25 protein-coding genes are annotated in these 22,682 nt (G+C 62.6%); 10 read left to right on the top strand and 15 right to left on the bottom strand.

The features are described 5' to 3' along the window. Positions 1 to 2: 2 nt before the first annotated feature. From ABDW57_RS01415 to ABDW57_RS01390, 6 genes are all read right to left on the bottom strand, one after another. Positions 3 to 896 carry a phosphoribosylaminoimidazolesuccinocarboxamide synthase gene (locus ABDW57_RS01415; protein ID WP_343728421.1) on the bottom strand — a complete coding sequence of 298 codons (894 nt, stop codon included), beginning with the start codon at positions 894 to 896 and terminating at the stop codon, positions 3 to 5. A 95-nt stretch (positions 897 to 991) separates the two neighbouring features. Continuing rightward, the gene (gene fba / locus ABDW57_RS01410) at positions 992 to 2,056 is read right to left on the bottom strand and encodes a class II fructose-bisphosphate aldolase (protein ID WP_343728420.1); all 1,065 of its coding nucleotides are present in this window, start codon (positions 2,054 to 2,056) and stop codon (positions 992 to 994) included. A gap of 124 nt (positions 2,057 to 2,180) precedes the next feature. Then, positions 2,181 to 3,629 carry a pyruvate kinase gene (gene pyk / locus ABDW57_RS01405; protein WP_343728419.1) on the bottom strand — a complete coding sequence of 483 codons (1,449 nt, stop codon included), beginning with the start codon at positions 3,627 to 3,629 and terminating at the stop codon, positions 2,181 to 2,183. Between the two features lie 182 nt (positions 3,630 to 3,811). Beyond that, a complete protein-coding gene (locus ABDW57_RS01400) occupies positions 3,812 to 5,029 on the bottom strand; it encodes a phosphoglycerate kinase (RefSeq protein WP_343728418.1) in 1,218 nt (405 codons plus the stop codon). A 67-nt stretch (positions 5,030 to 5,096) separates the two neighbouring features. After that, positions 5,097 to 5,429 (bottom strand): AzlD domain-containing protein, encoded by a 333-nt coding sequence (locus ABDW57_RS01395; protein WP_343728417.1) that lies wholly within the window; start codon positions 5,427 to 5,429, stop codon positions 5,097 to 5,099. Then, a complete protein-coding gene (locus ABDW57_RS01390) occupies positions 5,422 to 6,168 on the bottom strand; it encodes an AzlC family ABC transporter permease (RefSeq protein WP_343728416.1) in 747 nt (248 codons plus the stop codon). Before ABDW57_RS01390 ends, ABDW57_RS01395 begins: the two co-directional genes overlap by 8 nt. Before the next feature lie 135 nt (positions 6,169 to 6,303). On the opposite strand from ABDW57_RS01390, the gene ABDW57_RS01385 reads away from it, so the two are divergent. The 4 genes from ABDW57_RS01385 to ABDW57_RS01370 are packed head-to-tail and all read left to right on the top strand — an operon-like array spanning position 6,304 to position 8,476. Then, entirely contained in the window at positions 6,304 to 6,498 is a 195-nt protein-coding gene (locus ABDW57_RS01385) for a zinc-finger domain-containing protein (RefSeq protein ID WP_155462899.1), read from the top strand. A gap of 16 nt (positions 6,499 to 6,514) precedes the next feature. Continuing rightward, positions 6,515 to 6,937 carry a nuclear transport factor 2 family protein gene (locus ABDW57_RS01380; protein WP_343728415.1) on the top strand — a complete coding sequence of 141 codons (423 nt, stop codon included), beginning with the start codon at positions 6,515 to 6,517 and terminating at the stop codon, positions 6,935 to 6,937. 8 nt (positions 6,938 to 6,945) lie between these two features. Beyond that, positions 6,946 to 7,896: an alpha/beta fold hydrolase gene (locus tag ABDW57_RS01375; protein WP_343728414.1), complete on the top strand. Its 951-nt coding sequence runs from the start codon at positions 6,946 to 6,948 to the stop codon at positions 7,894 to 7,896. Next, positions 7,889 to 8,476, top strand: a complete 588-nt coding sequence (locus ABDW57_RS01370) for a DUF2946 family protein (RefSeq protein WP_343728413.1) — start codon at positions 7,889 to 7,891, stop codon at positions 8,474 to 8,476. The genes ABDW57_RS01375 and ABDW57_RS01370 overlap by 8 nt, the downstream gene beginning before the upstream one ends. Here ABDW57_RS01370 and ABDW57_RS01365 read toward each other — a convergent pair. Beyond that, the gene (locus ABDW57_RS01365) at positions 8,448 to 10,139 is read right to left on the bottom strand and encodes a M48 family metalloprotease (protein WP_343729099.1); all 1,692 of its coding nucleotides are present in this window, start codon (positions 10,137 to 10,139) and stop codon (positions 8,448 to 8,450) included. The genes ABDW57_RS01370 and ABDW57_RS01365 overlap by 29 nt on opposite strands. Before the next feature lie 106 nt (positions 10,140 to 10,245). Between ABDW57_RS01365 and moaC the strand changes: the two genes are divergently transcribed. Continuing rightward, positions 10,246 to 10,731, top strand: a complete 486-nt coding sequence (moaC, locus tag ABDW57_RS01360) for a cyclic pyranopterin monophosphate synthase MoaC (RefSeq protein WP_343728412.1) — start codon at positions 10,246 to 10,248, stop codon at positions 10,729 to 10,731. Here the strand turns inward: moaC and ABDW57_RS01355 are convergent. Both ABDW57_RS01355 and ABDW57_RS01350 read right to left on the bottom strand, forming a co-directional pair. Beyond that, entirely contained in the window at positions 10,728 to 11,087 is a 360-nt protein-coding gene (locus tag ABDW57_RS01355; protein ID WP_343728411.1) for a hypothetical protein, read from the bottom strand. The two genes, moaC and ABDW57_RS01355, sit on opposite strands and share 4 nt — an antisense overlap. A gap of 12 nt (positions 11,088 to 11,099) precedes the next feature. Continuing rightward, positions 11,100 to 11,498, bottom strand: a complete 399-nt coding sequence (locus ABDW57_RS01350) for a hypothetical protein (protein WP_343728410.1) — start codon at positions 11,496 to 11,498, stop codon at positions 11,100 to 11,102. Between the two features lie 182 nt (positions 11,499 to 11,680). Between ABDW57_RS01350 and ABDW57_RS01345 the strand changes: the two genes are divergently transcribed. Then, complete coding sequence (locus tag ABDW57_RS01345) at positions 11,681 to 12,394, top strand: flagellar brake protein (RefSeq protein WP_343728409.1); 714 nt, start codon at positions 11,681 to 11,683, stop codon at positions 12,392 to 12,394. Between the two features lie 52 nt (positions 12,395 to 12,446). Here the strand turns inward: ABDW57_RS01345 and ABDW57_RS01340 are convergent, their stop codons facing one another. From ABDW57_RS01340 to recA, 6 genes are all read right to left on the bottom strand, one after another. Next, positions 12,447 to 12,914 (bottom strand): pilin, encoded by a 468-nt coding sequence (locus ABDW57_RS01340; protein WP_343728408.1) that lies wholly within the window; start codon positions 12,912 to 12,914, stop codon positions 12,447 to 12,449. Between the two features lie 170 nt (positions 12,915 to 13,084). After that, positions 13,085 to 13,663 (bottom strand): FHA domain-containing protein, encoded by a 579-nt coding sequence (locus ABDW57_RS01335; RefSeq protein ID WP_343728407.1) that lies wholly within the window; start codon positions 13,661 to 13,663, stop codon positions 13,085 to 13,087. Between the two features lie 65 nt (positions 13,664 to 13,728). Beyond that, positions 13,729 to 14,610, bottom strand: a complete 882-nt coding sequence (sucD, locus tag ABDW57_RS01330; protein WP_343728406.1) for a succinate--CoA ligase subunit alpha — start codon at positions 14,608 to 14,610, stop codon at positions 13,729 to 13,731. Between the two features lie 13 nt (positions 14,611 to 14,623). Further along, positions 14,624 to 15,790, bottom strand: a complete 1,167-nt coding sequence (sucC, locus tag ABDW57_RS01325) for an ADP-forming succinate--CoA ligase subunit beta (protein WP_176647981.1) — start codon at positions 15,788 to 15,790, stop codon at positions 14,624 to 14,626. Positions 15,791 to 16,210: 420 nt separating this feature from the next. Next, positions 16,211 to 16,663 (bottom strand): recombination regulator RecX, encoded by a 453-nt coding sequence (recX, locus tag ABDW57_RS01320; RefSeq protein ID WP_343728405.1) that lies wholly within the window; start codon positions 16,661 to 16,663, stop codon positions 16,211 to 16,213. A 103-nt stretch (positions 16,664 to 16,766) separates the two neighbouring features. Beyond that, on the bottom strand, positions 16,767 to 17,855 hold the full coding sequence (gene recA, locus ABDW57_RS01315; RefSeq protein ID WP_176647983.1) for a recombinase RecA: 1,089 nt from the start codon (positions 17,853 to 17,855) through the stop codon (positions 16,767 to 16,769). Between the two features lie 144 nt (positions 17,856 to 17,999). On the opposite strand from recA, the gene ABDW57_RS01310 reads away from it, so the two are divergent. From ABDW57_RS01310 to ABDW57_RS01295, 4 genes are read left to right on the top strand one after another with little or no spacing between them, the layout of a single operon-like run. After that, positions 18,000 to 18,713 carry a response regulator transcription factor gene (locus tag ABDW57_RS01310; RefSeq protein WP_343728404.1) on the top strand — a complete coding sequence of 238 codons (714 nt, stop codon included), beginning with the start codon at positions 18,000 to 18,002 and terminating at the stop codon, positions 18,711 to 18,713. Continuing rightward, positions 18,710 to 20,230: a sensor histidine kinase N-terminal domain-containing protein gene (locus tag ABDW57_RS01305; protein ID WP_343728403.1), complete on the top strand. Its 1,521-nt coding sequence runs from the start codon at positions 18,710 to 18,712 to the stop codon at positions 20,228 to 20,230. The genes ABDW57_RS01310 and ABDW57_RS01305 overlap by 4 nt, the downstream gene beginning before the upstream one ends. Next, positions 20,223 to 20,555: a sodium/substrate symporter small subunit gene (locus ABDW57_RS01300; RefSeq protein WP_343728402.1), complete on the top strand. Its 333-nt coding sequence runs from the start codon at positions 20,223 to 20,225 to the stop codon at positions 20,553 to 20,555. The genes ABDW57_RS01305 and ABDW57_RS01300 overlap by 8 nt, the downstream gene beginning before the upstream one ends. Then, positions 20,552 to 22,609, top strand: coding sequence for a sodium:solute symporter family protein (locus ABDW57_RS01295; protein ID WP_343728401.1), 2,058 nt, complete (start codon positions 20,552 to 20,554; stop codon positions 22,607 to 22,609). Before ABDW57_RS01300 ends, ABDW57_RS01295 begins: the two co-directional genes overlap by 4 nt. Positions 22,610 to 22,682 lie beyond the last annotated feature (73 nt).

The following is a 22,682-nucleotide window of genomic DNA, read 5'->3' as shown; positions in this document are numbered from 1 at the left end:
GCTCAGGCCTTCAGCTTTTCGCCGGTCAGGCGTTCGATGGCTTCGAAGTACTTGGCCTGGGTCTTGTTGATGACGTCGGCCGGCAGCGCTGGCGCCGGCGCGGTCTTGCCCCAGTCCAGGGTTTCCAGGTAGTCGCGCACGAACTGCTTGTCGAACGATGGCGGCGAGATGCCGGTGGCGTAGGAATCGGCCGGCCAGAAGCGCGAGGAGTCGGCGGTCAGCACTTCATCCATCAGGTGCATGACGCCGTTTTCGTCCAGGCCGAATTCAAACTTGGTGTCGGCAATGATGATGCCGCGGGTGGCGGCGTATTCCGAGGCTTCGGTGTACAGCTGGATGGCGACGTCGCGCATTTTGGCGGCCAGTTCAGCGCCGATGCGGCTTTCCATTTCTTCAAAGCTGATGTTCTCGTCGTGCTCGCCCAGGTCGGCCTTGGCGGCCGGCGTGAAGATCGGCTGCGGCAGCTTCTCGGCCTGCTTCAGGCCCTGCGGCAGCTGGATGCCGCAGACCGAACCCGTGTCCTGGTAGTCTTTCCAGCCCGAGCCGATGATGTAGCCGCGTACCACCGCCTCGACCATGATCGGCTTCAGGCGCTTGGCCACCACCGCACGGCCCTTGACCTGATCCACTTCGTCGGCAGCCACCACCGACTCCGGCGCCACGCCGGTCAGGTGGTTGGGGACGATGTGGCCCAGCTTCGAGAACCAGAAATCGGTCATCTGGTTCAGCACCATGCCCTTGCCGGGAATCGGTTCATTCATGACAACATCGAAAGCCGACAGGCGGTCGGTGGTGACGATCAGGATCTTGTCATCGCCAACTGCGTAGTTGTCGCGGACTTTGCCGTGGCCGAGGAGAGGCAGGGACTTGATGGAGGACTGGTAGAGGCTGTTCATAGCAAGGAATGTAATGAAAAAGCAAAAACCGGCAAAAGAGGAAGCCCTCGATCGCCGGTTGAAAGAGGTTAATCCAAAGGGACTAACCCGTTATTTTACTTCACAATCTGGGCCAGCTCGCCGGCCTTGTAGCGTTCCGCCATTTTTTCCAGCGGAATTGGCTTGATTTTCGACGCCTGGCCTTCGCAGCCGAAGGCCTGGAAGCGCGCGCGCACCACTTGCTCGGCAGCGGCACGGGCTGGCTTGAGGAAGTCGCGCGGGTCGAATTTCGACGGGTTCTGGAACATGAATTGACGCACGGCGGCGGTCATGGCCAGACGGATGTCGGTGTCGATGTTGATCTTGCGCACGCCGTGACGGATGCCTTCCTGGATTTCTTCCACCGGCACGCCATAGGTTTCCTTCATGTCGCCGCCGAATTCGCGGATGATGGCCAGCAGTTCCTGCGGCACCGACGACGAGCCGTGCATCACCAGGTGGGTGTTCGGGATGCGGGCGTGGATTTCCTTGATGCGGTCGATGGCCAGGATGTCGCCGGTGGGCTTGCGGGTGAACTTGTAGGCGCCGTGCGAGGTGCCGATGGCGATCGCCAGCGCGTCGCACTGGGTCTTCTGCACGAAGTCGGCGGCTTGCGCGACGTCGGTCAGCAGCTGCTCGCGGGTCATGGTGCCGTCGGCGCCGTGGCCGTCTTCCTTGTCGCCCTTCATGGTTTCCAGCGAACCGAGCACGCCCAGTTCCGCCTCCACGGTCACGCCGATGGCGTGCGAGAATTTCACCACTTCGCGCGACACGTCCACGTTGTACTCGTAGGACGCCACCGACTTGCCGTCGGCTTCCAGCGAGCCATCCATCATCACCGAGCTGAAGCCCGAGCGGATGGCGGCCATGCAGACCGCCGGCGACTGGCCGTGGTCCTGGTGCATGACGACCGGGATGTGCGGGTAAGCTTCGATGGCGGCGTCGATCAGGTGACGCAGGAACGCTTCACCGGCGTATTTGCGGGCGCCGGCCGACGCCTGCATGATGACCGGCGCGTTCAGCGCGTCGGCGGCAGCCATGATGGCCTGCACTTGTTCCAGATTGTTGACGTTGAACGCAGGGATGCCATAGCCGTTTTCAGCAGCATGGTCCAGCAGTTGACGCATGGATACGAGGGACATGGTGATACTCCAATAACAATAAAAAAACCTGTCACACCGCCGCCCCGGCGCACGCCAGGGCCCATACTTCAGCTGCCATTCAGGCGCAGCATGGGTTCCGGCCTGCGCCGGAACGACAGCGGTATTAACTAAATTCGCCGACCTTGACGATCCGCAGCGCGTTGGTGCCGCCCACCTGGCCCATCGGCGAGCCCCAGGTGACCACGATGGTGTCGCCCTTCTTGACGATGCCATGCGCCACCAGCAATTCCTCGGCCTTCTGCAGCACGGCGGCGCTGCCGCCTTCCTGCGCCAGATTGTAGGCCTTGACGTTGCGGTACAGCGCCACCTTGCGCAGCGTCGTGGTCGACGGCGTCAGCGCGAAAATCGGCGTATCGATGTTGTGGCGGCTCATCCAGAGCGCGGTCGAGCCGGACTCGGTCAACGCCACAATCGCCTTCACGTCCAGGTGGTGCGCGGTGAACAGCGCCGCGTAGGCGATCGACTGGTCGATACGGGTGAAGGTCGCATTCACGAAGTCGGCGTCGAGCTTGTTGTACTCGGACTGCTCGGCTTCCACGCAAATGGCGGCCATCATTTCAACCGTTTCAATCGGGTAGCGGCCCGATGCGGTTTCGGCCGACGTCATCACGGCGTCGGTGCCGTCCAGCACGGCGTTGGCCACGTCCGATACTTCGGCGCGGGTCGGCACGGCGTTGAAGATCATCGACTCCATCATCTGGGTCGCGGTGATCGCCAGCTTGTTCGACTCGCGCGCCATGCGGATCATGCGCTTCTGCAGCGCCGGCACGGCGGCATTGCCCACTTCCACGGCCAGATCGCCACGCGCGACCATGATGCCGTCGGAGGCGTCGAGGATCTCCTGCAGCAGCGGGATCGCTTCGGCACGCTCGATCTTGGCGATCATCATCGGCTTGTGGCCGAACGGCTCGCCGGCGATGTTGGCCAGCTGGCGCGCCATTTCCATATCGGTGGCGCTTTTCGGGAACGAGATGGCCAGGTAATCGCACTGGAAACTCATTGCCGTCTTGATGTCTTCCATGTCCTTGGCGGTCAGCGCCGGCGCGGTCAGGCCGCCGCCCAGACGGTTGATGCCCTTGTTATTGGACAGCTCGCCGCCGATTTTGACGACGGTGTAAATCTCGTGGCCGATCACCTTTTCCACCACCAGCACGATCAGGCCGTCATTCAGCAGCAGCTGGTCGTCCGGACGCACGTCCTGCGGCAGGGCCTTGTAGTCCAGGCCCACGCGTTCCTGATTGCCCAGTTCGCCGTTCTCGCCCCACTTGGCGTCGAGGATGAACTTGTCGCCCTTGGCCAGTTCGATCTTACCATTCTCGAATTTGCCGACGCGGATTTTCGGGCCCTGCATGTCCGCCATGATGGCCACCTCGCGGCCGCACTCGGCCGCCGCCTCGCGCACCAGACGGGCGCGGTCGATGTGGTCCTGCGCCTTGCCGTGCGAGAAGTTCAGGCGTACGACGTCCACCCCGGCACGGATCATTTTGACCAGTACGTTGAAGTCGGTAGAAGCTGGGCCGATCGTGGCGACAATTTTGGTGCTACGAGACATAGTATTCCTTAGCGGTAGGTCATGCGAACAGTTCCCGCACGGCGCGGAAACCAGGAAGCTGCTTTTGTTGTGGTTGAGGCATTAAATCTGTAGATTTGCTACAAATTTGATGCCCTTCCCAGGCATTACCTGGATTCTACTGTTAATTTGCTACAAAGCACGACCGTGCTATTTACTACCCTTTACTTCGCTGCCGCGCGCTGGGTCAGGATCTCGACCGCGGGCAGGGTTTTGCCTTCCAGGAATTCCAGGAAGGCGCCGCCGCCGGTGGAGATATAGCCGACTTGCTCGCTGATGTTGTACTTGGCGATGGCGGCCAGGGTGTCGCCGCCGCCGGCGATCGAGAACGCCTTCGACTGGGCGATGGCCAGCGCCAGGGTCTTGGTGCCTTCCGCGAACTGGTCGAACTCGAACACGCCGACCGGGCCGTTCCACACGATGGTGCCGGCGGCGCCGATCTGCTGCGCCAGCTGGGCGGCGGTTTCAGGACCGATATCCAGGATCATGTCGTCATCTGCCACGTCTTTGACGTCTTTGACGGTGGCGGCAGCGGTGGGCGAGAATTCCTTGGCGCACACCACGTCGACTGGAATCGGCACTTGCGCGCCGCGCTTGGCCATCTTGTCGATGATGGTTTGTGCAGCGCCCACCAGATCCGGCTCGGCCAGCGATTTGCCGATCTTCAGGCCGGCAGCCAGCATGAAGGTGTTGGCGATGCCGCCGCCGACGATCAGGTTGTCGACCTTGTCAGCCAGCGACTCCAGGATCGACAGCTTGGTCGAGACCTTGGAGCCGGCCACGATGGCCAGCAGCGGACGGGCCGGAGCGCCCAGCGCCTTGCCCAGTGCGTCCAGCTCGGCGGCCAGCAGCGGGCCGGCGGCGGCGACCGCGGCGAACTTGGCGATGCCGTGCGTGGAAGCTTCCGCGCGGTGCGCGGTGCCGAACGCGTCATTGACGTAGATGTCGCACAAAGCGGCCATTTTCTGCGCCAGTTCGTCGCTGTTCTTCTTTTCGCCCTTGTTCACGCGGACATTTTCCAGCAGCACCACCTGGCCGGCTTGCAGGCCTTCCAGGCCAGCGCCGTCGACCCAGTTCTGCTTCAGCTCAACCGGCTGGCCCAGCAGTTCCGACAGGCGCTTGGCGACCGGCGCCAGGCTGTCTTCCGGTTTGAACTCACCTTCGGTCGGACGGCCCAGGTGGGACGTGACCATGACCTTGGCGCCAGCGGCAACTGCTGCCTTAATGGCGGGAACAGACGCGCGGATGCGGGTATCTTCGGTGATATTGCCGGCATCATCCTGCGGCACGTTCAGGTCGGCGCGGATGAAAACGCGCTTGCCTTGCAGGGCGTTTTGATCGATAAGGTCTTGCAGACGGATGAAGTTCAGAACAGCGGACATGGCTACCCAAGGTCGAGTTGTAGAAAGAACGCTATTTTACCGCAAGCCCGCTGTGATTTTTCTGTTATTAAGTTACATCAAACAACCGTAATGCCGTGAAGAAAGCCATGCCAAAGATGATGGTTTCCAGCATATTGCGCCGCAGCAAATAATAGATCGTGGCGACAATCCCGGCCACCAGTTTCAGGTTGCTGGCGTCCAGCACCGGCTGGCCATTGGCGGCCAGAATCAGATCCGGCGCGACGATGGCGGCCAGGGCGCAGGCCGGCGCGTAGCGCAGCATTTCCTGCACCCGTTTGGGGATGGTGATGTGATGGCCGACCAGCCAGAATGAGCTGCGCGTGCAGGCGGTCGCCAGCGCCAGCACCAAGATCACCAGCCAGATTTCCCAGTCAGCCACGCTTGCTTCTCCATTTTTCAGCGGTTTCTTCTATCAGCATGGCGGTCAGCATGCCGAGCAGCACTGCCAGCAGCAAACCCAGCTTGTACGGCAGCCCAGCCGCCAGCACCGAGACCGCGCCCGCCACCAGCACGCCGCACAGCGCCGGACGGCCCACCATCAGCGGGATCATCACGCAAATGATGGCCAGGGTGCCGGCAAAACTCAGGCCCCACTCGGGCGGCACGGCGCTGCCGAGGAAGATGCCGGCAATCGAACCGACCTGCCACGAGGCCCAGTTCGGGTACAGCAATCCCTTCAGATACGACAACTTGCCGACTTGCGGCGCCTCGGACGGGAATTTCTGCAGAAACAGCGCCACCGTCATGTCGCCGGCCACGTAGCCCAGCGTCAGGCGCTGGCGCCACGGCAGGTGGGAAAAATGCGGCGCCAGCAGGGCGGAAAAGATCACAAAGCGCAGGTTCACCACCAAAGCGGTAGCGAAAATCACCCAAATCGGCGCATCTGCCGCGATCAGGGGCAAGGCCGCCAGCTGCGCCGAGCCGGCGAACACCACCAGCGTCATGCCCAGCGCCTGCGGGATGGTCAGGCCGGACTTGACCATGGCAATGCCCACCACCAGCCCCCAGGCGCCGATGCCAAACAGCGATGGCATGCCGGTCTTGACGCCCTCGCGCCAGGAGGGTTCGTGGTGGGCGGCGACGCGGGAGACGTCGACTGTACTGCTCGATTCAGTCATGGATGAGTTGTGGCATTCCTGCCACATGGCGGGCCGGACCGGTGTTGTAGAGGCGCTATTTTACCGACGATTTTTGCTCCCTGCGCGAATCCGTTAAAATCGTGCTTTTCTCTCAGCCATCTGGAGCCACAAGAAATGACCACCCCAAACGCCGCCAACGCCGTAGAACTCGATGGCAAGGATCTGCCGGCCCACTGCCCTAACCCAGCCATGCCGCTGTGGTCGTCGCACCCGCGCGTGTTCCTGGAATTCATCCACGGCGAAGCCAAGTGCCCTTACTGCGGCACCGCCTACCGCCTGAAGCCAGGCACCGTGGTCGGCCACCACTAATCCTCCGGCGCCCCTCATGCCCACCAAGAAAACGCACAACGGCAGCGCCGCCGAAACCGAAGCGGCCTTCTACGATGCCCTCAACCGTGCTGACCTGGAGGCGCTGATGGCGCTGTGGGCCGAGGACGACGAGATCGTCTGCGTGCATCCGGGCGGGCCGCGCCTGATCGGGCACGCGGCAATCCGCAATTCGTGGGCCGCCATCCTTGAGCATGGCGGGCTGCACATCCAGCCGTCGCAGCTGCACGAAACGCATACCTTGATGAGCTCGGTTCACACGGTGGTGGAAGGCAGCACCGCGGCCAGCGGCGAGCCGGCGCACCTGCTGGCCACCAATGTGTACGCGAAAACGCCGCGCGGCTGGCGCATCGTGCTGCACCATGTGTCGATTGCTCCCGGCCCGGCACCGGTCGATACGCCCGCGCAGATCCTGCACTGATTGCTGTCGTGAAGTACACCGCACCATTCTGGCTGCCCAGCGGCCATCTGCAAACCATTTATCCGGCAATTGCGATCGCCAAGCCGGCCGTCGCCTTCCGCCGCGAACGCTGGGATACGCCGGACGGCGATTTCATTGATGTGGATTTTGTCGATGGCCAGCCGGGCCAACCGTTCGTGGTGCTGTTTCATGGCCTGGAAGGCTCGTCCGACAGCCATTACGCGCGCGCGCTGATGGCGACCCTGCAGGCACGCGGCTGGTCCGGCGCCGTGCCGCACTTTCGCGGCTGCTCGGGCGAGGCCAATCGCGCGCCGCGCTTTTACCACTCGGGCGACGCCGCCGAGATCGACTGGATCATCCGCCGCCTGCACGCCCGGCGCGGCGCGCACGGCGGCCAGTTCTACGCCACCGGCGTCTCGCTGGGCGGCAACGCCCTGCTGCGCTGGCTGGGCGAATCGCAACACCAGGCCGATTTCGTCGATGCCGCCTGCGCGGTGTCGGCGCCGCTGGATCTGGCGCAAGGCGGAGTCTCGCTGTCGAGCGGCTTCAATATGCTGTACACGCGCATGTTCCTGCAAACGCTGAAACCGAAATGCGTAGCCAAACTACAGCAATTCCCCGGCCTGTTCAACCTGGACGCCCTGCACGCCGCGCGCGACCTGTATGCCTTCGACAACGTCGTCACCGCCCCGCTGCACGGCTACCGCGACACCGATGACTACTGGCACCGCGCCAGCGCCAAGCATGTGCTGACCGACATCACCGTGCCGACGCTGGTGCTGAACGCCAGGAACGATCCCTTCCTGCCGGGCCGCCATCTGCCGCAACGTGCGTCATCGCGCGTGGTATTGGACTATCCTGAGCATGGCGGCCATGTCGGCTTTGCCGTCGGCGGGCCGCCGGGCCGCATCAACTGGCTGCCCAACAAGCTGATCCACTTCCTCGAACAACATGGATGACATCGTCAAACAGGCATTGGCCAAATGGCCCAATGTGCCGCACTGCTACGGCTGGCTGGCGCTGGACGCGCGCGGCAACTGGCGCATGCGCGACGAACGTGCCCAGCACTTCGACTTGCCGGGCGACAAGCTGACCAATGCCGCCCTGGTCGGCTTCATCACGCGCAACTATGCAGTGGATGAACGCGGCTGCTGGTATTTCCAGAACGGTCCGCAACGGGTGTACGTGCAGCTGGAGGCGACGCCCTACATCGTACGCACCGATCCGGCGGCGGGCTGGCTGCTGCATACCGGTACCCCGCTGGGTCCGGTCGATGCGGTGCTGCTGACCGAGGCAGGCGCCTTGGTGCTGCGCAGCGGCGACATCGTCGCGCAACTGGACGACCGCGATTTCGCCCAGGTGCTGCCGCGCCTGCGGATCAACGGCGCGCCGGTGGCGGATGAAGTCTTGCTGGGATGGATGGAAGGCCGCGACGAAAGCGCGCTCAGCCTGGACGGCGTGCTGGTCGAGCGCATTGCCGCCGACCGGCTGGCGGCGCGCTACGGCTACGTCAGCGTACCGTCGGCGCCGACTGCATAGGGTCGGTCAGCTTGCGCAGGCGGTCGAGCGGACTGGCGTAAGGATTGAAGCTGTTGTCCTGACGGTCTTTATTGTCGGTGGCCGACTTGAACTCGGCCTTGAAGGCGGGCCGCGATTCCGCCATATCCTTCTTGCCCTTGTCGCCCATCTCTTCGCGGCGGCGGGCTTGCCACTCGCGCTCACGCGCATCGATCAGCGACTGGTCGTAGAACGAGGCGTCCGGCGCCTTGCGCGCCAGCGCCAGCTGATCCAGCGCCGACAAGGTGCCGCCCTGCAAGGCATACGATTCCGCCAGCGCAATGTGCTGCAGCGCCAGCTTGCCCTGCCTGGAATATACGCGCGCCAGGATGTCGTAAATCTCGATATCGTCGCGGTACAGCTGCGCCTGATCGCGCAGATATACGGCGGCCTCTTCCAGTTTGTCGGCCGCCAGCAGCGCCTCGCCGTATTGATGCGCAATGCCGCGCGACAGCGGGAACTTCTGGTGTGCCGCGTCCGCCTCCACCACGGCCTTGGCCAGCACGGCCTTGTTGTCCGGCTGCGCCAGCTTGATCTCGATCGAGGTGGCGGCAAAAATCGCTTCCGCCTTGCTGCGCGGCGACGCGCCAAACACCCCGGCCGGCGGCGGCCGGTTGACGGTGGCTTGCGCCTGCTCCAGCCAGTTTTGCGCGGCGCTGGTGTCGCCCTGCTTCATGCTCAGGAAGGCCATGCCGTACTGGCCGGCGGCCTTCTGCTGCCAGCTCTCCTGCAGGATTTGCGCCTGGAAGAATTGTCTGCTTTCGGCATAGCCGCTGGAGGTCTGGTCCTGCAGCACGCGGGCGCGCGAACGCACCAGGTAAAAGTCCAGGCTGTCCACGCGCTGCTTGTACGGCTGCTCGCGGATGCGCGCCTGGATGTCGGCTATGCGCTCGGTGGTCAGCGGGTGGGTCAGCAGCCAGGCCGGCACCAGGTCGCTGTAATTGCGGGTCGAGTTCTGCATCTGCTGGAAGAAGGCCACCATGCCCGAGGTATCGAAGCCGGCCTCGCCCATGATCTGGAAACCGATGCGGTCGGCCTCGCGTTCGGCTTCGCGGCCGAAGTTCAACTGGCGCTGAATGGCCAGGCCCTGGCCGCCGAGGAACACGCCCATGGCCGCGTCGCCGCCCTGGCGCGATGCCAGCGCGGCCAGGATCATGGCCGCCAGCGGGATCAGCGCGTCCTGCTTTTGCTGGCCGATCGAACGGGCAATGTGACGCTGCACCACATGGCCGATCTCGTGGCCCAGCACCGAGGCCAGCTCGGACTCATTCTGCGCCTGCAGCAGCAGCGCCGAGTGCACGGCGATGAAACCGCCCGGCAGCGCGAACGCGTTCAACTGCGGATCGCGCACCACGAAGAAAAAGTAATCGTACTTGGCTTCGCCGCGCGCGTCGGGACGGGCGTCCACCAGCGCATTGCCGAAGTTGTTCATGTATTCAAGGATGGGGCCGTCATCGAGATAGTCGCGGTCGCGGCGGATATCGCGCATGATTTCCTCGCCCAGCTTGCGCTCCATCAGCGGCGACAAATCCTGGTTTTCCGTACCGCCGAGCGCGGGCAGGTTCGGGATCTTGGCGGGGGCGAGCGGGTTCTGTGCCATGGCCATCGGCATGGTCAGCAACAGGGCGGCGGCAACGGCGCGCATGCGGCCGGAGTAAGAGGAGCGTTTTGCTTTCACGGTGATATGATACCCGCAACTGGGTTGCTAAAGCTTAGCGCCAGATTATGACTCATTTTACGCTGCTGCCACCATGACCACCGAACACCTGACCCACTTTGACGCCACCGGACAAGCCCACATGGTGGACGTCGGCGCCAAGGCGGAAACCCACCGCATCGCGCTGGCAACCGGCTCGATCCGCATGAAACCGGAGACCCTGGCGCTGATCCTGAGCGGCACCGCCAAGAAAGGCGACGTGCTGGGGATTGCCCGCATTGCCGCCATCATGGCGTCCAAGCGCACCAGCGACCTGATCCCGCTGTGCCACCCGCTGGCCCTGACGCGCGTGGCGGTCGAGTTTGAGACTGACGAAGCCAATGCCAGCGTCCACTGCAAGGCGCAAGTCGAAACCTATGGCAAGACCGGCGTCGAAATGGAGGCCCTCACCGCGGTCCAGATCGGCCTGCTGACCATTTACGACATGTGCAAGGCGGTCGACCGCGGCATGGTCATGTCCAACATCCGTGTCACCGAAAAGCACGGCGGCAAGTCCGGCGACTGGAGTGCAACCAGCTAGGTGTCCTTGGGTGGATTGCGATTGGCCAGCAGATCGAGGCGTTCGTTCTGCATTCGGTTAATCTTCGCGTCAAAGCCTTTTTTGTAGGCCTGGTTGTTGGTTTCGCTCTTGTACTTTTTCGCTACTGCTATCGCGAGAGCAAGCCGACGATCAGCCCGTTTCTCCAGGTAGTAACGCATCACCGAGGAGGAGGCCCGATCGCACGCAATCGCGATAGGGGCGATGCCGGTGACCAGCGCTTTGGTGTAAGGTTCATTTGGGAACGCAGCCGCCCACACACTAATGAGAACTCCAACGAGGCCGCCGATGACAGGCGGGGCAACCGCTAACGCGCGATGTTCGCTTTTGGTCACCATGCTGCGCATCCCTCACGCGGCTATGACGCTGACGTTGGTGAATTTCTCCGCATAAGTACGGGCGGCGCTCTGGATTGCGCCTAAATAGCGCGGCAGAACTGCCAACACGGCATTCGCATCGGGCACGAACTGCTCGATCGTGCAAGAGACCTCGTCCCCGATCAAAAAAACCTTCACGCCTTTCATTGATTCCGTGACGTCATTTGCCATTTGCAAAGCACGCAGGCGGTCATCCGTACCAGACAACGTCCAAAAGTCCGGCAGCCCGATCCGGATGTAGTTCTCATCCTTGATATCAGTGTCGATGTAATAGGTCATGCCTTCAAATTTAAATACCAGACTGCCATTCTCCCGAGTCTGCACACGGAATCCGTCTTCAATCAACTTTTGCTTTATCGGTTCCAGATTCATTTTGGCCTCCCATGGCAATCAGCCAAAACCAGCCTATTCCCGCTATCAATGCTTGTCAAACGAAGGACGCAAACATTGGTACATGACCGATCGGCAAGGTGTTGTATTGTCTGATTGTTACCCAAACTTGGCGGGTATATAATTAATGCGCAGGGACAATTTTTTCACCGAGAAAGAGCTGAATGAGTAGCAACCCTCCGCCGAGCGAAGCCAAGACTCAGGAATATGAGTTCGAGCAAATGAACCTGCAGGTGGGCGGCAGGATTCAGTTCATTACCCATCGCACCATCAAGCCCATCCAGCACTTCTCAACCCTGATCGGCTGGGTGAAGGATGAGTATATGATCGTCAAGGTGCCGTTCGAGAACGGCGCCCCGATCGCGCTCAACGAGGGCGACAAGCTGACCATCCGGGTGTTTTCCGGCGTGAATGTGTGTTCGTTTTCCTGCGTGGTGCAGCGCGTGTTTCCGCGGCCGCTGTTTTACGCCCATCTGACTTTCCCCGTGTCGATTCAGGGCACCAGTCTGCGCGCGGCAATGCGGGTCAAGGTCGATATTCCGGCGCAAGTGACCACGGCTGCCGGCGCCAGCACGTCCGTGTTCCTGGTCAACCTGAGCGTGTCGGGCGCGCTGATCGAGTCGCCCAAGCCGTTGTCCGACGGCGACGCGCAAGTGGCGCTGTCGTTTTATCTGATCGCCCAGCCCGGCAACCGCCAGGTGCGCGTCAATCCGAATGCCACTATCCGTAATATCAATGTGGTCAAGCCCGCCGCCGGCGACAAGCCGGAGGTGTTCACCTACGGCGTGCAGTTCATCGACCTCGATCCGGTGCATTACACCATGCTGCAAAACCTGACCTACGAAGCGCTGATTGCCGATCGCCAGAAGATCGTCTGAGTAAACGCAAAAAGCCCGCCGGACCGGCGGGCTTTCACATTAGCTCAGGTCATCAGTTGTTCTTGACCAGGGCTTCCTTGGCGGCCGTGTTGGTAACCGCGTCAGCATTAACCGTCCAGCGAACGTTGGTCGCACCTGCCGCCACAGTCGGGGTGATGGTGACAACGGTGCCATCCACGCCGTTGCCCACACCGCTGGCGGCAAAGGTCATGGTGATCACACCTGCCGCGACGTTGGCCGAGGCCACTTCCTTGGTAGCGGTGAACGCAGCCGGGATGCCGTTGGAACCCATATTGCAATCGGTCAGCGTGCCACCCGCTTCCTGGGCGCACAGGGCCACGGCGGTTTTCAGCGAATCCACCGCACCTTGCGCGTTGGCGACCTTGGCCTTGACGGTGTAGTTGCTGTAGGCAGGAATCGCCACCGCGGCCAGGATGCCGATAATCGCCACCACGATCATCAGTTCGATCAGGGTAAAGCCGGCCTGGGCTTGTTGCTTCATCATTTTCATCGATTTCATTTTGCGACTCCTTCAGTTAAACACGTTGTTGGGTGGTACACCTCCCTTAGTGCAATTGGTGTGCCAGGCGATTTTTGCCCAGAATTTCAGCAAAACACGCGGTAAAGTGCCATTTTTTGTCAGTCGCCACCGCCACAATTTGTCATGGCCAGCCCGACTGACAATTATTGTCAGGCGATGCGGAAGGCCAGCGTCGTGCCGCTGAGATCGATGGCATCGCCGTGGCTGAGGCGCTTGGTGGCGCCCAGATCCAGCGCGACGCCATTGAGCAGCGGCGCCACCGCGCCCTCGGTGTGGGTGATGGTGTAGAAGTCCGGGTGGCGATGAATCACCACGACCTGAACGCCAGCCCTGCCCAGCGTGGTCTGCGGCTTGGTCAGCGCCACATGCTTACCGGCGTTATTGCCATTCAGGATAGATATTTCAGCCAGCACCGGCTGCGCCGCCGCCAGCGGCCGGATGCCGTCGGCCACAAAGGCCAGCTCGAACCTGGCCATCTTGATCACATCCTGATGCTGCAGGAAATGCTTGCCGATGCGGTGGCCATTCACAAACGTGCCATTGGTGCTGTGCAGGTCTTCCAGAAAGGAATCGTCGAGAATGGTGACGATGGCCGCGTGCTCGCCGCTCACCGCCGGGTGCGGCAGGACAATGTCGTTGCGCGGATGACGGCCCAGCGTCATGCGCTCCTTGCTCAGTTGAATCTGCTGCTCGACCTGTCCATGGCGCGAGATGATGAGCTTGGCCAACCTGCTGTCTCCGGAAAATAAAAAGGGGAGCCCGCAGGCTCCCCTTTATTATTCCACAACCGAAATTACAGCATGGCTTTCAGCAGGCGTGCCATTTCCGATGGGTTCTTGGTGGCTTTGATGCCGCACTCTTCCATGATGTCCAGCTTGGCTTGCGCGGTGTCAGCGCCGCCCGAGATCAGCGCGCCGGCGTGGCCCATGCGCTTGCCTGGAGGAGCGGTCACGCCGGCGATGAAGCCAACCACCGGTTTCTTCATGTTGTCCTTGACCCAACGTGCCGCATTGGCTTCGTCCGGACCGCCGATCTCACCGATCATGATGACCGCGTCGGTATCTGGATCGTCGTTGAACATCTTCATCACGTCGATGTGCTTCAGACCGTTGATCGGGTCGCCGCCGATGCCGACTGCCGACGATTGGCCCAGACCCAGGGCGGTCAGCTGCCCCACCGCTTCGTAGGTCAGGGTGCCCGAACGCGACACCACGCCGATACGGCCTTTCTTGTGGATGTGGCCAGGCATGATGCCGATCTTGATTTCGTCCGGGGTGATCAGGCCTGGGCAGTTAGGACCCAGCAGCAGGGTCTTCGAACCGGCTTTGGCCATGCGATCCTTGATTTCCATCATGTCGCGGACCGGGATGCCTTCGGTGATGCAAATCGCCAGTTCCAGTTCAGCTTCCACAGCTTCCCAGATCGCGGCGGCCGCGCCTGCTGGCGGCACGTAGATCACCGACACGGTGGCGCCGGTGTTCGAGGCGGCTTCTTTCACCGAACCGAAAATTGGAATGCCTTCGAAGTCTTCGCCGGCTTTCTTCGGGTTCACGCCAGCGACGAAGGCGTTTTTGCCGTTCGCGTATTCGCGGCACATGCGGGTGTGGAACTGACCGGTTTTACCGGTGATACCCTGGGTGATGACTTTGGTGTCTTTGTTGATCAGAATAGACATATCGGTTCCTTAATTATTTACCAGCAGCAGCGGCAACAACGCTCTTCGCTGCGTCTTCCATCGTGTCGGCGGAGATGATCGGCAGGCCGGAGTCAGCCAGCATTTTCTTGCCCAGATCTTCGTTGGTGCCCTTCATGCGGACCACCAGCGGTACCTGCAGCGACACCGCTTTCGAGGCGGTGATCACGCCTTCCGCGATCACGTCGCAACGCATGATGCCGCCGAAGATGTTCACCAGGATGGCTTTCAGGCCTGGGTTTTTCAGCATGATCTTGAACGCTTCGGTCACTTTCTCAGCCGTGGCGCCACCGCCCACGTCCAGGAAGTTGGCTGGCTCGCCGCCGAACAGTTTGATGGTGTCCATGGTTGCCATGGCCAGGCCGGCGCCGTTCACCAGGCAGCCGATGTTGCCGTCCAGCGAGATGTACGCCAGGTCGAATTTGGACGCTTCCACTTCGGCTGGATCTTCTTCGTCCAGGTCGCGGTAAGCCACGATTTCTGGGTGACGGAACAGGGCGTTGGCGTCGAAGTTGAACTTGGCGTCCAGGGCGATGACTTTGCCCGAACCGGTCAGGATCAGTGGGTTGATTTCGGCCAGCGAGGCGTCGGTTTCCCAGTAAGCCTGGTACAGGCCTTTCAGGTTGGTGACGGCGTCAGCGATCGAGCCTTCCGGTACGCCGATCTTGGCGGCGATGCCGGCGGCTTCCGCGTCGGTCAGGCCAACAGCTGGGTCGATAGCGATCGAGTGGATTTTTTCTGGGTGGGACTCAGCAACTTCTTCGATGTCCATGCCGCCTTCCGACGAGGCCATCAGCACAACGCGCTGGGTCACGCGGTCGGTCACCAGCGATACGTACAGTTCTTTCTTGATGTCCGCGCCTTCTTCGATCAGCAGGCGGCGTACTTTCTGGCCTTCCGGGCCGGTCTGGTGGGTCACCAGCTGCATGCCCATGATCTGGTCAGCGTATTCTTTGACTTGCTCCAGCGACTTGGCGACTTTCACGCCACCGCCTTTACCACGGCCACCGGCGTGGATTTGTGCTTTCACAACCCAGACTGGGCCGCCCAAGGTTTCAGCAGCTTTGACTGCCTCTTCTACGGTCATGCACGGAATACCGCGCGGTACCGTCACTCCGAATTTTCGGAGGATTTCTTTGCCTTGATACTCATGGATTTTCATGCTGGCTTCCCTTCTGATGCTGATGTGTAGTAAATCGGTTGAATGATTAAGCAGATGATGTTGCTACGCGCTACCCGGTGCTGCTTTGTCCACCCAGCGCGGGTAAAACTGAGCCGCTGCGCCGCGAGCGGGCACAGAGCGATGGAATCTGGGGTGCTTGATGCAGAGGGGGCCGCCATTATCCCGCGCGCCATCCTTGCTGGGGATAGCACTTGCGCGCGTGGGCCGCAGCGCACGTCGGATAACTGGAGTTAACAAAGACATAAGATCGATACCGCTCTCGCGGCATTTATATTAGTTAGCAGCCTGGCGCATTTCTCTTATTAAAAACGCACGTTGCCGCAGCTTCTACGGACAACCACCGCACCCGCGGTGCTGCAAAAACTCGTAGAGTGTAGCACACCCGCAAGCTTAGGGAAATTACTCGTCGAGCTCAGCGCCTTTGATGACTTTCTGCACAACACGTTGCGAAAAGCCACGCTGCAGCAGGAAGCGGATCTGTTTGTTGCGCTCCTGCGGGTCGTTGGCGACCGCGCCGAACTTGCGCTGCCAGATCTCGTGCGCGCGCGCCAGTTCGGTATCGGCCAGATGGGATTTGAGTTCCTGCAGCGCGTCACCGTGGACGCCGTGGCTTTGCAGCTCGGCGACGATGCGGCTGTTGCCGTAGCGCGAGGCACGGCGGTGGATGAGGGATTCGGAAAAGCGGTCTTGCGACAGCCAGTTGTTTTGTTCCAGCAGGTCGAGCAGGGCGTCGACGTCGTCGCCCTCCTCGGCATATTTGGCCAGCTTGCGGGCCAGTTCCAGACGGCTGTGCTCACGCAGGGACAGAAAGCGCAGGGCGCGGGCTTTCAGGCTGAGTTGTGGTGCAGGCATAAATCCTCCGCAGCGCGTCACCCCGGCGCAGGCCGGGCGGTCCGCCGTAGCGGCCCATAGAACGCTTGCTCAGCATGGGTTCCGGCTTGCGCCGGAACGACAATCAGGCGGCGTCGGCTTCCGGCTTGGCCGGCTTGAGCTTGACCACGGTGTTGTCGGTGGCCAGCGGAGGCAGCGCACGCACGCCCAGCGATTCGCGCACCTTGTTTTCAATTTCCCACGCCAGCTCCGGACGCTCTTGCAGGAACAGACGGGCATTGTCCTTGCCCTGGCCGACGCGCTCGCCGTTGTAGCTGTACCACGAACCCGACTTCTCGACGATCTTGGCTTCCACGCCCAGATCCAGGATCTCGCCTTCACGCGAGGTGCCGGCGCCGTACAGGATGTCGAAGTGCGCTTCCTTGAACGGTGGCGCGATCTTGTTCTTCACCACCTTGACCTTGGTTTCGTTACCGATCACCTCGTCGCCCGATTTGATCGAGCCGGTGCGGCGGATGTCCAGACGCACGGAGGCGTAGAACTTCAACGCGTTGCCGCCGGTGGTGGTTTCCGGCGAACCGAACATCACGCCGATCTTCATACGGATCTGGTTGATGAAGATGACCAGGGTGTTGGTGCGGTTGATCGAGCCGGTCAGCTTGCGCAGCGCTTGCGACATCAGGCGAGCCTGCAGGCCTGGCAGGGCGTCGCCCATGTCGCCTTCGATTTCCGCGCGCGGGGTCAGGGCAGCCACCGAGTCGACCACCACCAGGTCCACCGAGCCGGAGCGCACCAGCGCGTCGCAGATTTCCAGTGCCTGTTCGCCGGTGTCCGGCTGCGAGATCAGCAGCTCGTGCAGGTTGACGCCCAGCTTTTGCGCATACCCCACGTCCAGCGCGTGTTCAGCGTCGATAAAGGCGCAGGTGCCGCCCAGCTTTTGCATTTCCGCGATGGTTTGCAGGGTCAGCGTGGTTTTACCCGACGATTCCGGGCCGTAGATTTCCACCACGCGGCCGCGCGGCAGGCCGCCGACGCCCAGCGCCACGTCCAGGCCCAGCGAGCCGGTCGACACCACTTGCACTTCTTCAATCGGGGCACTGGCGTCCATGCGCATGACGGAACCTTTGCCGAATTGCTTTTCGATCTGGGCCAGCGCCGCAGCCAGCGCCTTGGCTTTTTCAGATGCAGGTACTACGCCTTTTTTCTCGTCCATAATGTGCTTTCCGCCAGTGGGGTTGTTCGATACAGGTAGCACTGTATAAAAAAACAGTGCTTAATGCAAGCGGGTTTTTGTATTTCTTTGAGATTGCACAAAAACTCGCCAAAATAGGGGCTCATGTAGCCGGAGTGTTTTTCAATGCGTATTTTACTTGCCGAAGACGATAGCGTCCTGGCCGACGGGCTGACCCGCTCCCTGCGCCAGTCGGGCTATGCCATCGACTGCGTCAGAAACGGGCAGGAGGCCGATACCGCCCTGTCGACCCAGGAGTTTGACCTGCTGATCCTTGATCTCGGCCTGCCCAAGCTGTCCGGGCTGGAAGTGCTGCGCCGCCTGCGCTCGCGCGGCTCGCTGCTGCCGGTGCTGATCCTGACCGCCGCCGACTCGATCGAGCAGCGCGTCAACGGCCTCGACCTGGGCGCCGACGATTACATGGCCAAGCCCTTCGCCCTGTCCGAGCTGGAGGCGCGCGTGCGCGCCCTGACCCGGCGCGGCGCCGGCGGCGGCGCCACCGTCATCAGGCACGGCCCGCTGAGCTACGATCAGGTCGGCCGCAGCGCCTACATCAACGAGCAGATGCTGGACCTGTCGGCGCGCGAGCTGGGCCTGCTGGAAATCCTGCTGGCCCGCACCGGCCGCCTGGTGTCCAAGGAGCAGCTGGTCGACCACCTGTGCGAATGGGGCGAGGAAGTCAGCAACAACGCCATCGAAGTCTATGTGCACCGCCTGCGCAAGAAGATCGAGGTGGGCGGGGTGCGCATCGCCACCGTGCGCGGCCTCGGCTACTGCCTGGAAAAATTCAATGAGGCTGCCGCGCGCGCCAGTGCCGAGGCCGGAGACAGCCACAAGTGAACCCCACGCAGGAAGCCGCCGAACTGGAGTATCAACCGCCGCCGCCCGAGGCGGACGAAGATATCCAACACTCGCTGTTCGGTGAAATCCTGGACTGGATGCTGGCCCCGCTGCTGCTGCTGTGGCCGATGAGCATCGCCATCACCTACCTGGTGGCCAAGTCGATCGCCAACCAGCCGTTCGACCATGCGCTGGAAGACAGCGTGACCGTGCTGGCGCAACAGGTGCGCTCGGTGGACGGCAAGATCATCAAGAGCCTGTCCGGCTCGGCGCGCGACATCCTGCGCGCCGACGATATCGACAACGTCTATTTCCAGATCCAGGGCCCGCGCGGCGAGCACATCGACGGCGACCGCGACATGCCGCAACCGGTGCTGGACGATGAAGACAAGACCAGCGCCGGCGGCGTGCGCTTCCGCAACGACAATATGCATGGCACGCCGGTGCGCATCGCCTTTGCCTACGTGCAGCTGGAGCGCAACGACGGCCACGCGCCGCAGCTGGCGCTGGTGCAGGTGGCGGAAACCCTGGAAAAGCGCGCCCAGCTGGCCAACGCCATCATCAAGGGCGTGATCCTGCCGCAGTTCATCGTGCTGCCGGTGGTGCTGGCCCTGGTGTGGTTTGCGCTGGCGCGCGGGCTGTCGCCGCTGGCGCAACTGCAGGAACGCATCCGCGCGCGCAGTTCGGAAGACCTGAGTCCGATCGCCTCCAACCAGGTGCCGGAAGAAATCACGCCGCTGGTGCGCTCGCTCAACGAGATGCTGTCGCGGCTGTCGCAAACCATCGACATGCAAAAGCGCTTCATTGCCGATGCCGCGCACCAGATGCGCACCCCGCTGGCCGGCATGCGCATGCAGTCCGAACTGGCGCTGCGCCAGACCGACAAGGGTGAAATCCACCGCTCGCTGGAACAGCTGGCCAAAAGTTCGGAGGCGGCCACGCGCCTGGTCAACCAGCTGCTGGCCCTGGCGCGCGCCGAGAACCAGCAGCCGGCCGGCAGCGCCATGCAGCCGGTGGATCTGGGCGAACTGGCACGCAATGTGGTGCAGGACTGGGTGCAGGCCTCGTTCTCGCATCGTATCGACCTCGGCTTTGAGGCGCCGCTTGAAGCGCTGACCATCACCGGCAATCCCACCATGCTGCGCGAGCTGCTGTCCAACCTGATCGACAATGCGCTGCGCTACACGCCGGCCGGCGGCAGCGTCACCGTGCGCGTGCGCAACGACGAGCTGGAACACGCCTACCTGGAGGTGGAAGACACCGGCCCCGGCATTGCGCCGGCCGAGCGCGAGCGCGTGTTCGAGCGGTTTTACCGCATCCTCGGCAATACCGCCGAGGGCAGCGGCCTGGGGCTGGCCATCGTGCGCGAGATTGCGCAACAGCACGGCGCCGAGGTCGACATCTTCAGCAACCCGCGCGCCACCCAGCCCCGGCTGCCCGGCGCGCTGTTCCGCCTGACCTTCCCGCTGCCGCCGGCGCCGCCAGCAGCGGAGGAAGAACCACCGCACTATGGATAAACCTACCCCGTCCGCCAGCGCCAGCACGCCTGCCGCGCCAACGCCGCCCGCTGCCGAACCGGCGGCCACCGGCTCGCCGCGCCCGCCACGCCTGTCGCGCATCGAGCACTGGCAACGCGCGCGCCGCCTGACCGTGTTGCTGCTCTCGCTGTGGCTGCTCACCGGCTTTTGCGCCGCTTTCTTCGCCCGTGAGCTGGCCGGCCTGAGCGTATTTGGCTGGCCGCTGTCGTTCTACCTGGCGGCCCAGGGCGCCTCGCTGGTCTACCTGGCCATCCTCGGCGGCTACGCCTGGCGCATGCGCAAGCTCGACAAGGATGCCTCGTGAAACCGGCCCGCACCTTTTTCCAGCGCCTGCGTTATTACTACAGCCTGTTCACCCTCGGCTTTGGCTGCTTCCTGATCGCGCTGGCCGCGCTGGAGCAGGAAGGCATGCCGCGCGTGTGGATCGGCTACCTGTTCATGTTTGCCACCATCGTGCTGTACGCCCTGATCGGCGTCATCAGCCGCACCTCCAATGTGCTGGAATACTACGTGGCCGGGCGGCGCGTGCCGGCCATGTTCAACGGCATGGCCACCGCCGCCGACTGGATCTCGGCCGCCAGCTTCATCAGCCTGGCCGGCGGGCTGTATCTGCACGGCTTCGACGGCCTGGCCTACATCATGGGCTGGACCGGCGGCTACTGCCTGGTGGCGCTGCTGATCGCGCCCTATCTGCGCAAGTTCGCCCAGTACACCATCCCCGACTTCCTGGCCGAGCGCTACGGCGGCGCCGAGCAGGCCGAACGGGGCAGCCGCGCGGTGCGCATCCTGGCCGTGATCGCCACCATCATGGTCTCGTTCACCTACGTGGTGGCGCAGATCTACGCGGTGGGCCTGATTGCCTCGCGTTTCACCGGCGTCGATTTTTCGGTCGGCATCTTCCTCGGCCTGGCCAGCATCCTGGTGTGCTCCTTCCTGGGCGGCATGCGCGCCATCACCTGGACCCAGGTGGCGCAGTACATCATCATCCTGGTGGCTTTCCTGATCCCGGCCATGTGGCTGTCGGCCAAGCATTCCGACAACCCGATCCCGCAGGTGGCCTACGGCAAACTGCTGCCCAAGCTGAGCGCGCGCGAACACGTGCTGCAGGAAGATCCAAAGGAAGCCGAGGTGCGCGCCATCTACCGCCAGCGCGCCGCCGATTACGCCGCCCGCCTCGCGGCCCTGCCGGCCTCGTGGGAAGCCGGCCGCATCGAAGTCCAGCGCAAGCTGGACAGCGTCAAGGCGCGCAACGCCTCGCTGCTGGAAATCCGCAGCGCCGAGCGCGAGCTGGTGGCTTATCCGAAAAACGCCGACGAAGCCGAACGCATGTGGACCGAGGCGCGCGAGCAAAACCTGCTGCACGCCGAGCCCATCACGCCGCACGCCACGCCCTATCCCGGCGACCAGGCCACCTCCGACATCAAGCGCAACAACTTCCTGGCGCTGGTGTTTTGCCTGATGCTGGGCACGGCCGCGCTGCCGCACATCCTGATGCGCTCCTACACCACGCCCTCGGTGCACGAGACGCGGGTGTCGGTGTTCTGGACCCTGTTCTTCATCCTGCTGATCTACCTCACCATCCCGGCGCTGGCGGTGCTGGTGAAATACGATATCTACAACTCGCTGGTCGGCATCGACTATGCCCACCTGCCCAACTGGGTGTCGTACTGGACCAATGTCGACAAGCTCAACCCGCTGTTCAGCATCAGCGACGTCAACCGCGATGGCGTGGTGCAGCTGGCCGAAATCAGCATCGACGCCGACGTGCTGGTACTGGCCACGCCGGAAATCGCCGGGCTGCCGTATGTAATATCCGGGCTGGTGGCGGCCGGCGGACTGGCGGCCGCGCTGTCCACCGCTGACGGCCTGCTGCTGGCCATCTCCAATGCGCTGTCGCACGACGTGTATTACAAGCTGGTCGACCGCGGCGCCTCGACCCAGAAGCGGGTCACCATTTCCAAGCTGCTATTGCTGGCGGTGGCCTTCATTGCCGCCTACGCCGCCTCGACCAAGCCGGGCGACATTTTGTCGCTGGTGGGAGCGGCCTTCTCGCTGGCCGGTTCGACCCTGTTCCCGGCGCTGGCATTGGGCGTGTTCTGGAAGCGGGCCAACCACCAGGGCGCGATTGCCGGCATGACGGTCGGTTTTTTAGTCTGCATCTACTACATGCTGCACACCAACCCGGTGCTGGGCGGCAGCGCGGCCAACCAGTGGTTCCACATCGCCCCTATCTCGGCCGGCATCTTTGGCGTCCCTGCCGGCTTGCTGACGATTATTGGCGTCAGTTTGCTGACCCGTGCGCCGGAGCGCCAGGCGGCCGCGCTGGTCGATTACATCCGCGCGCCGGAGCAACACTAGAATACAAAGGATACAAACACCAAGTGGCGGATTTGATAACTTGGTGCTATTGTGCCTAAGTTACCAATTTCGC

Origin of the sequence: Duganella sp., from assembly GCF_039595735.1 — a bacterium.
Lineage (GTDB): Bacteria > Pseudomonadota > Gammaproteobacteria > Burkholderiales > Burkholderiaceae_D > Rugamonas.
The sequence above is the reverse complement of the archived record's forward strand: the minus strand, read 5'-3'. Positions and strand labels throughout refer to the sequence as shown.

What these genes read in the sequence shown, in the direction of transcription:
- ABDW57_RS01415 (WP_343728421.1), bottom strand. Translation starts at nt 896, where the DNA reads ATGAACAGCCTCTACCAGTCCTCCATCAAGTCCCTGCCTCTCCTCGGC.
- fba (WP_343728420.1), bottom strand. Translation starts at nt 2,056, where the DNA reads ATGTCCCTCGTATCCATGCGTCAACTGCTGGACCATGCTGCTGAAAAC.
- pyk (WP_343728419.1), bottom strand. Translation starts at nt 3,629, where the DNA reads ATGTCTCGTAGCACCAAAATTGTCGCCACGATCGGCCCAGCTTCTACC.
- ABDW57_RS01400 (WP_343728418.1), bottom strand. Translation starts at nt 5,029, where the DNA reads ATGTCCGCTGTTCTGAACTTCATCCGTCTGCAAGACCTTATCGATCAA.
- ABDW57_RS01390 (WP_343728416.1), bottom strand. Translation starts at nt 6,168, where the DNA reads ATGACTGAATCGAGCAGTACAGTCGACGTCTCCCGCGTCGCCGCCCAC.
- ABDW57_RS01385 (WP_155462899.1), top strand. Translation starts at nt 6,304, where the DNA reads ATGACCACCCCAAACGCCGCCAACGCCGTAGAACTCGATGGCAAGGAT.
- ABDW57_RS01380 (WP_343728415.1), top strand. Translation starts at nt 6,515, where the DNA reads ATGCCCACCAAGAAAACGCACAACGGCAGCGCCGCCGAAACCGAAGCG.
- ABDW57_RS01370 (WP_343728413.1), top strand. Translation starts at nt 7,889, where the DNA reads ATGGATGACATCGTCAAACAGGCATTGGCCAAATGGCCCAATGTGCCG.
- ABDW57_RS01365 (WP_343729099.1), bottom strand. Translation starts at nt 10,139, where the DNA reads ATGCGCGCCGTTGCCGCCGCCCTGTTGCTGACCATGCCGATGGCCATG.
- moaC (WP_343728412.1), top strand. Translation starts at nt 10,246, where the DNA reads ATGACCACCGAACACCTGACCCACTTTGACGCCACCGGACAAGCCCAC.
- ABDW57_RS01355 (WP_343728411.1), bottom strand. Translation starts at nt 11,087, where the DNA reads ATGGTGACCAAAAGCGAACATCGCGCGTTAGCGGTTGCCCCGCCTGTC.
- ABDW57_RS01350 (WP_343728410.1), bottom strand. Translation starts at nt 11,498, where the DNA reads ATGAATCTGGAACCGATAAAGCAAAAGTTGATTGAAGACGGATTCCGT.
- ABDW57_RS01345 (WP_343728409.1), top strand. Translation starts at nt 11,681, where the DNA reads ATGAGTAGCAACCCTCCGCCGAGCGAAGCCAAGACTCAGGAATATGAG.
- ABDW57_RS01340 (WP_343728408.1), bottom strand. Translation starts at nt 12,914, where the DNA reads ATGAAATCGATGAAAATGATGAAGCAACAAGCCCAGGCCGGCTTTACC.
- sucD (WP_343728406.1), bottom strand. Translation starts at nt 14,610, where the DNA reads ATGTCTATTCTGATCAACAAAGACACCAAAGTCATCACCCAGGGTATC.
- sucC (WP_176647981.1), bottom strand. Translation starts at nt 15,790, where the DNA reads ATGAAAATCCATGAGTATCAAGGCAAAGAAATCCTCCGAAAATTCGGA.
- recX (WP_343728405.1), bottom strand. Translation starts at nt 16,663, where the DNA reads ATGCCTGCACCACAACTCAGCCTGAAAGCCCGCGCCCTGCGCTTTCTG.
- recA (WP_176647983.1), bottom strand. Translation starts at nt 17,855, where the DNA reads ATGGACGAGAAAAAAGGCGTAGTACCTGCATCTGAAAAAGCCAAGGCG.
- ABDW57_RS01310 (WP_343728404.1), top strand. Translation starts at nt 18,000, where the DNA reads ATGCGTATTTTACTTGCCGAAGACGATAGCGTCCTGGCCGACGGGCTG.
- ABDW57_RS01300 (WP_343728402.1), top strand. Translation starts at nt 20,223, where the DNA reads ATGGATAAACCTACCCCGTCCGCCAGCGCCAGCACGCCTGCCGCGCCA.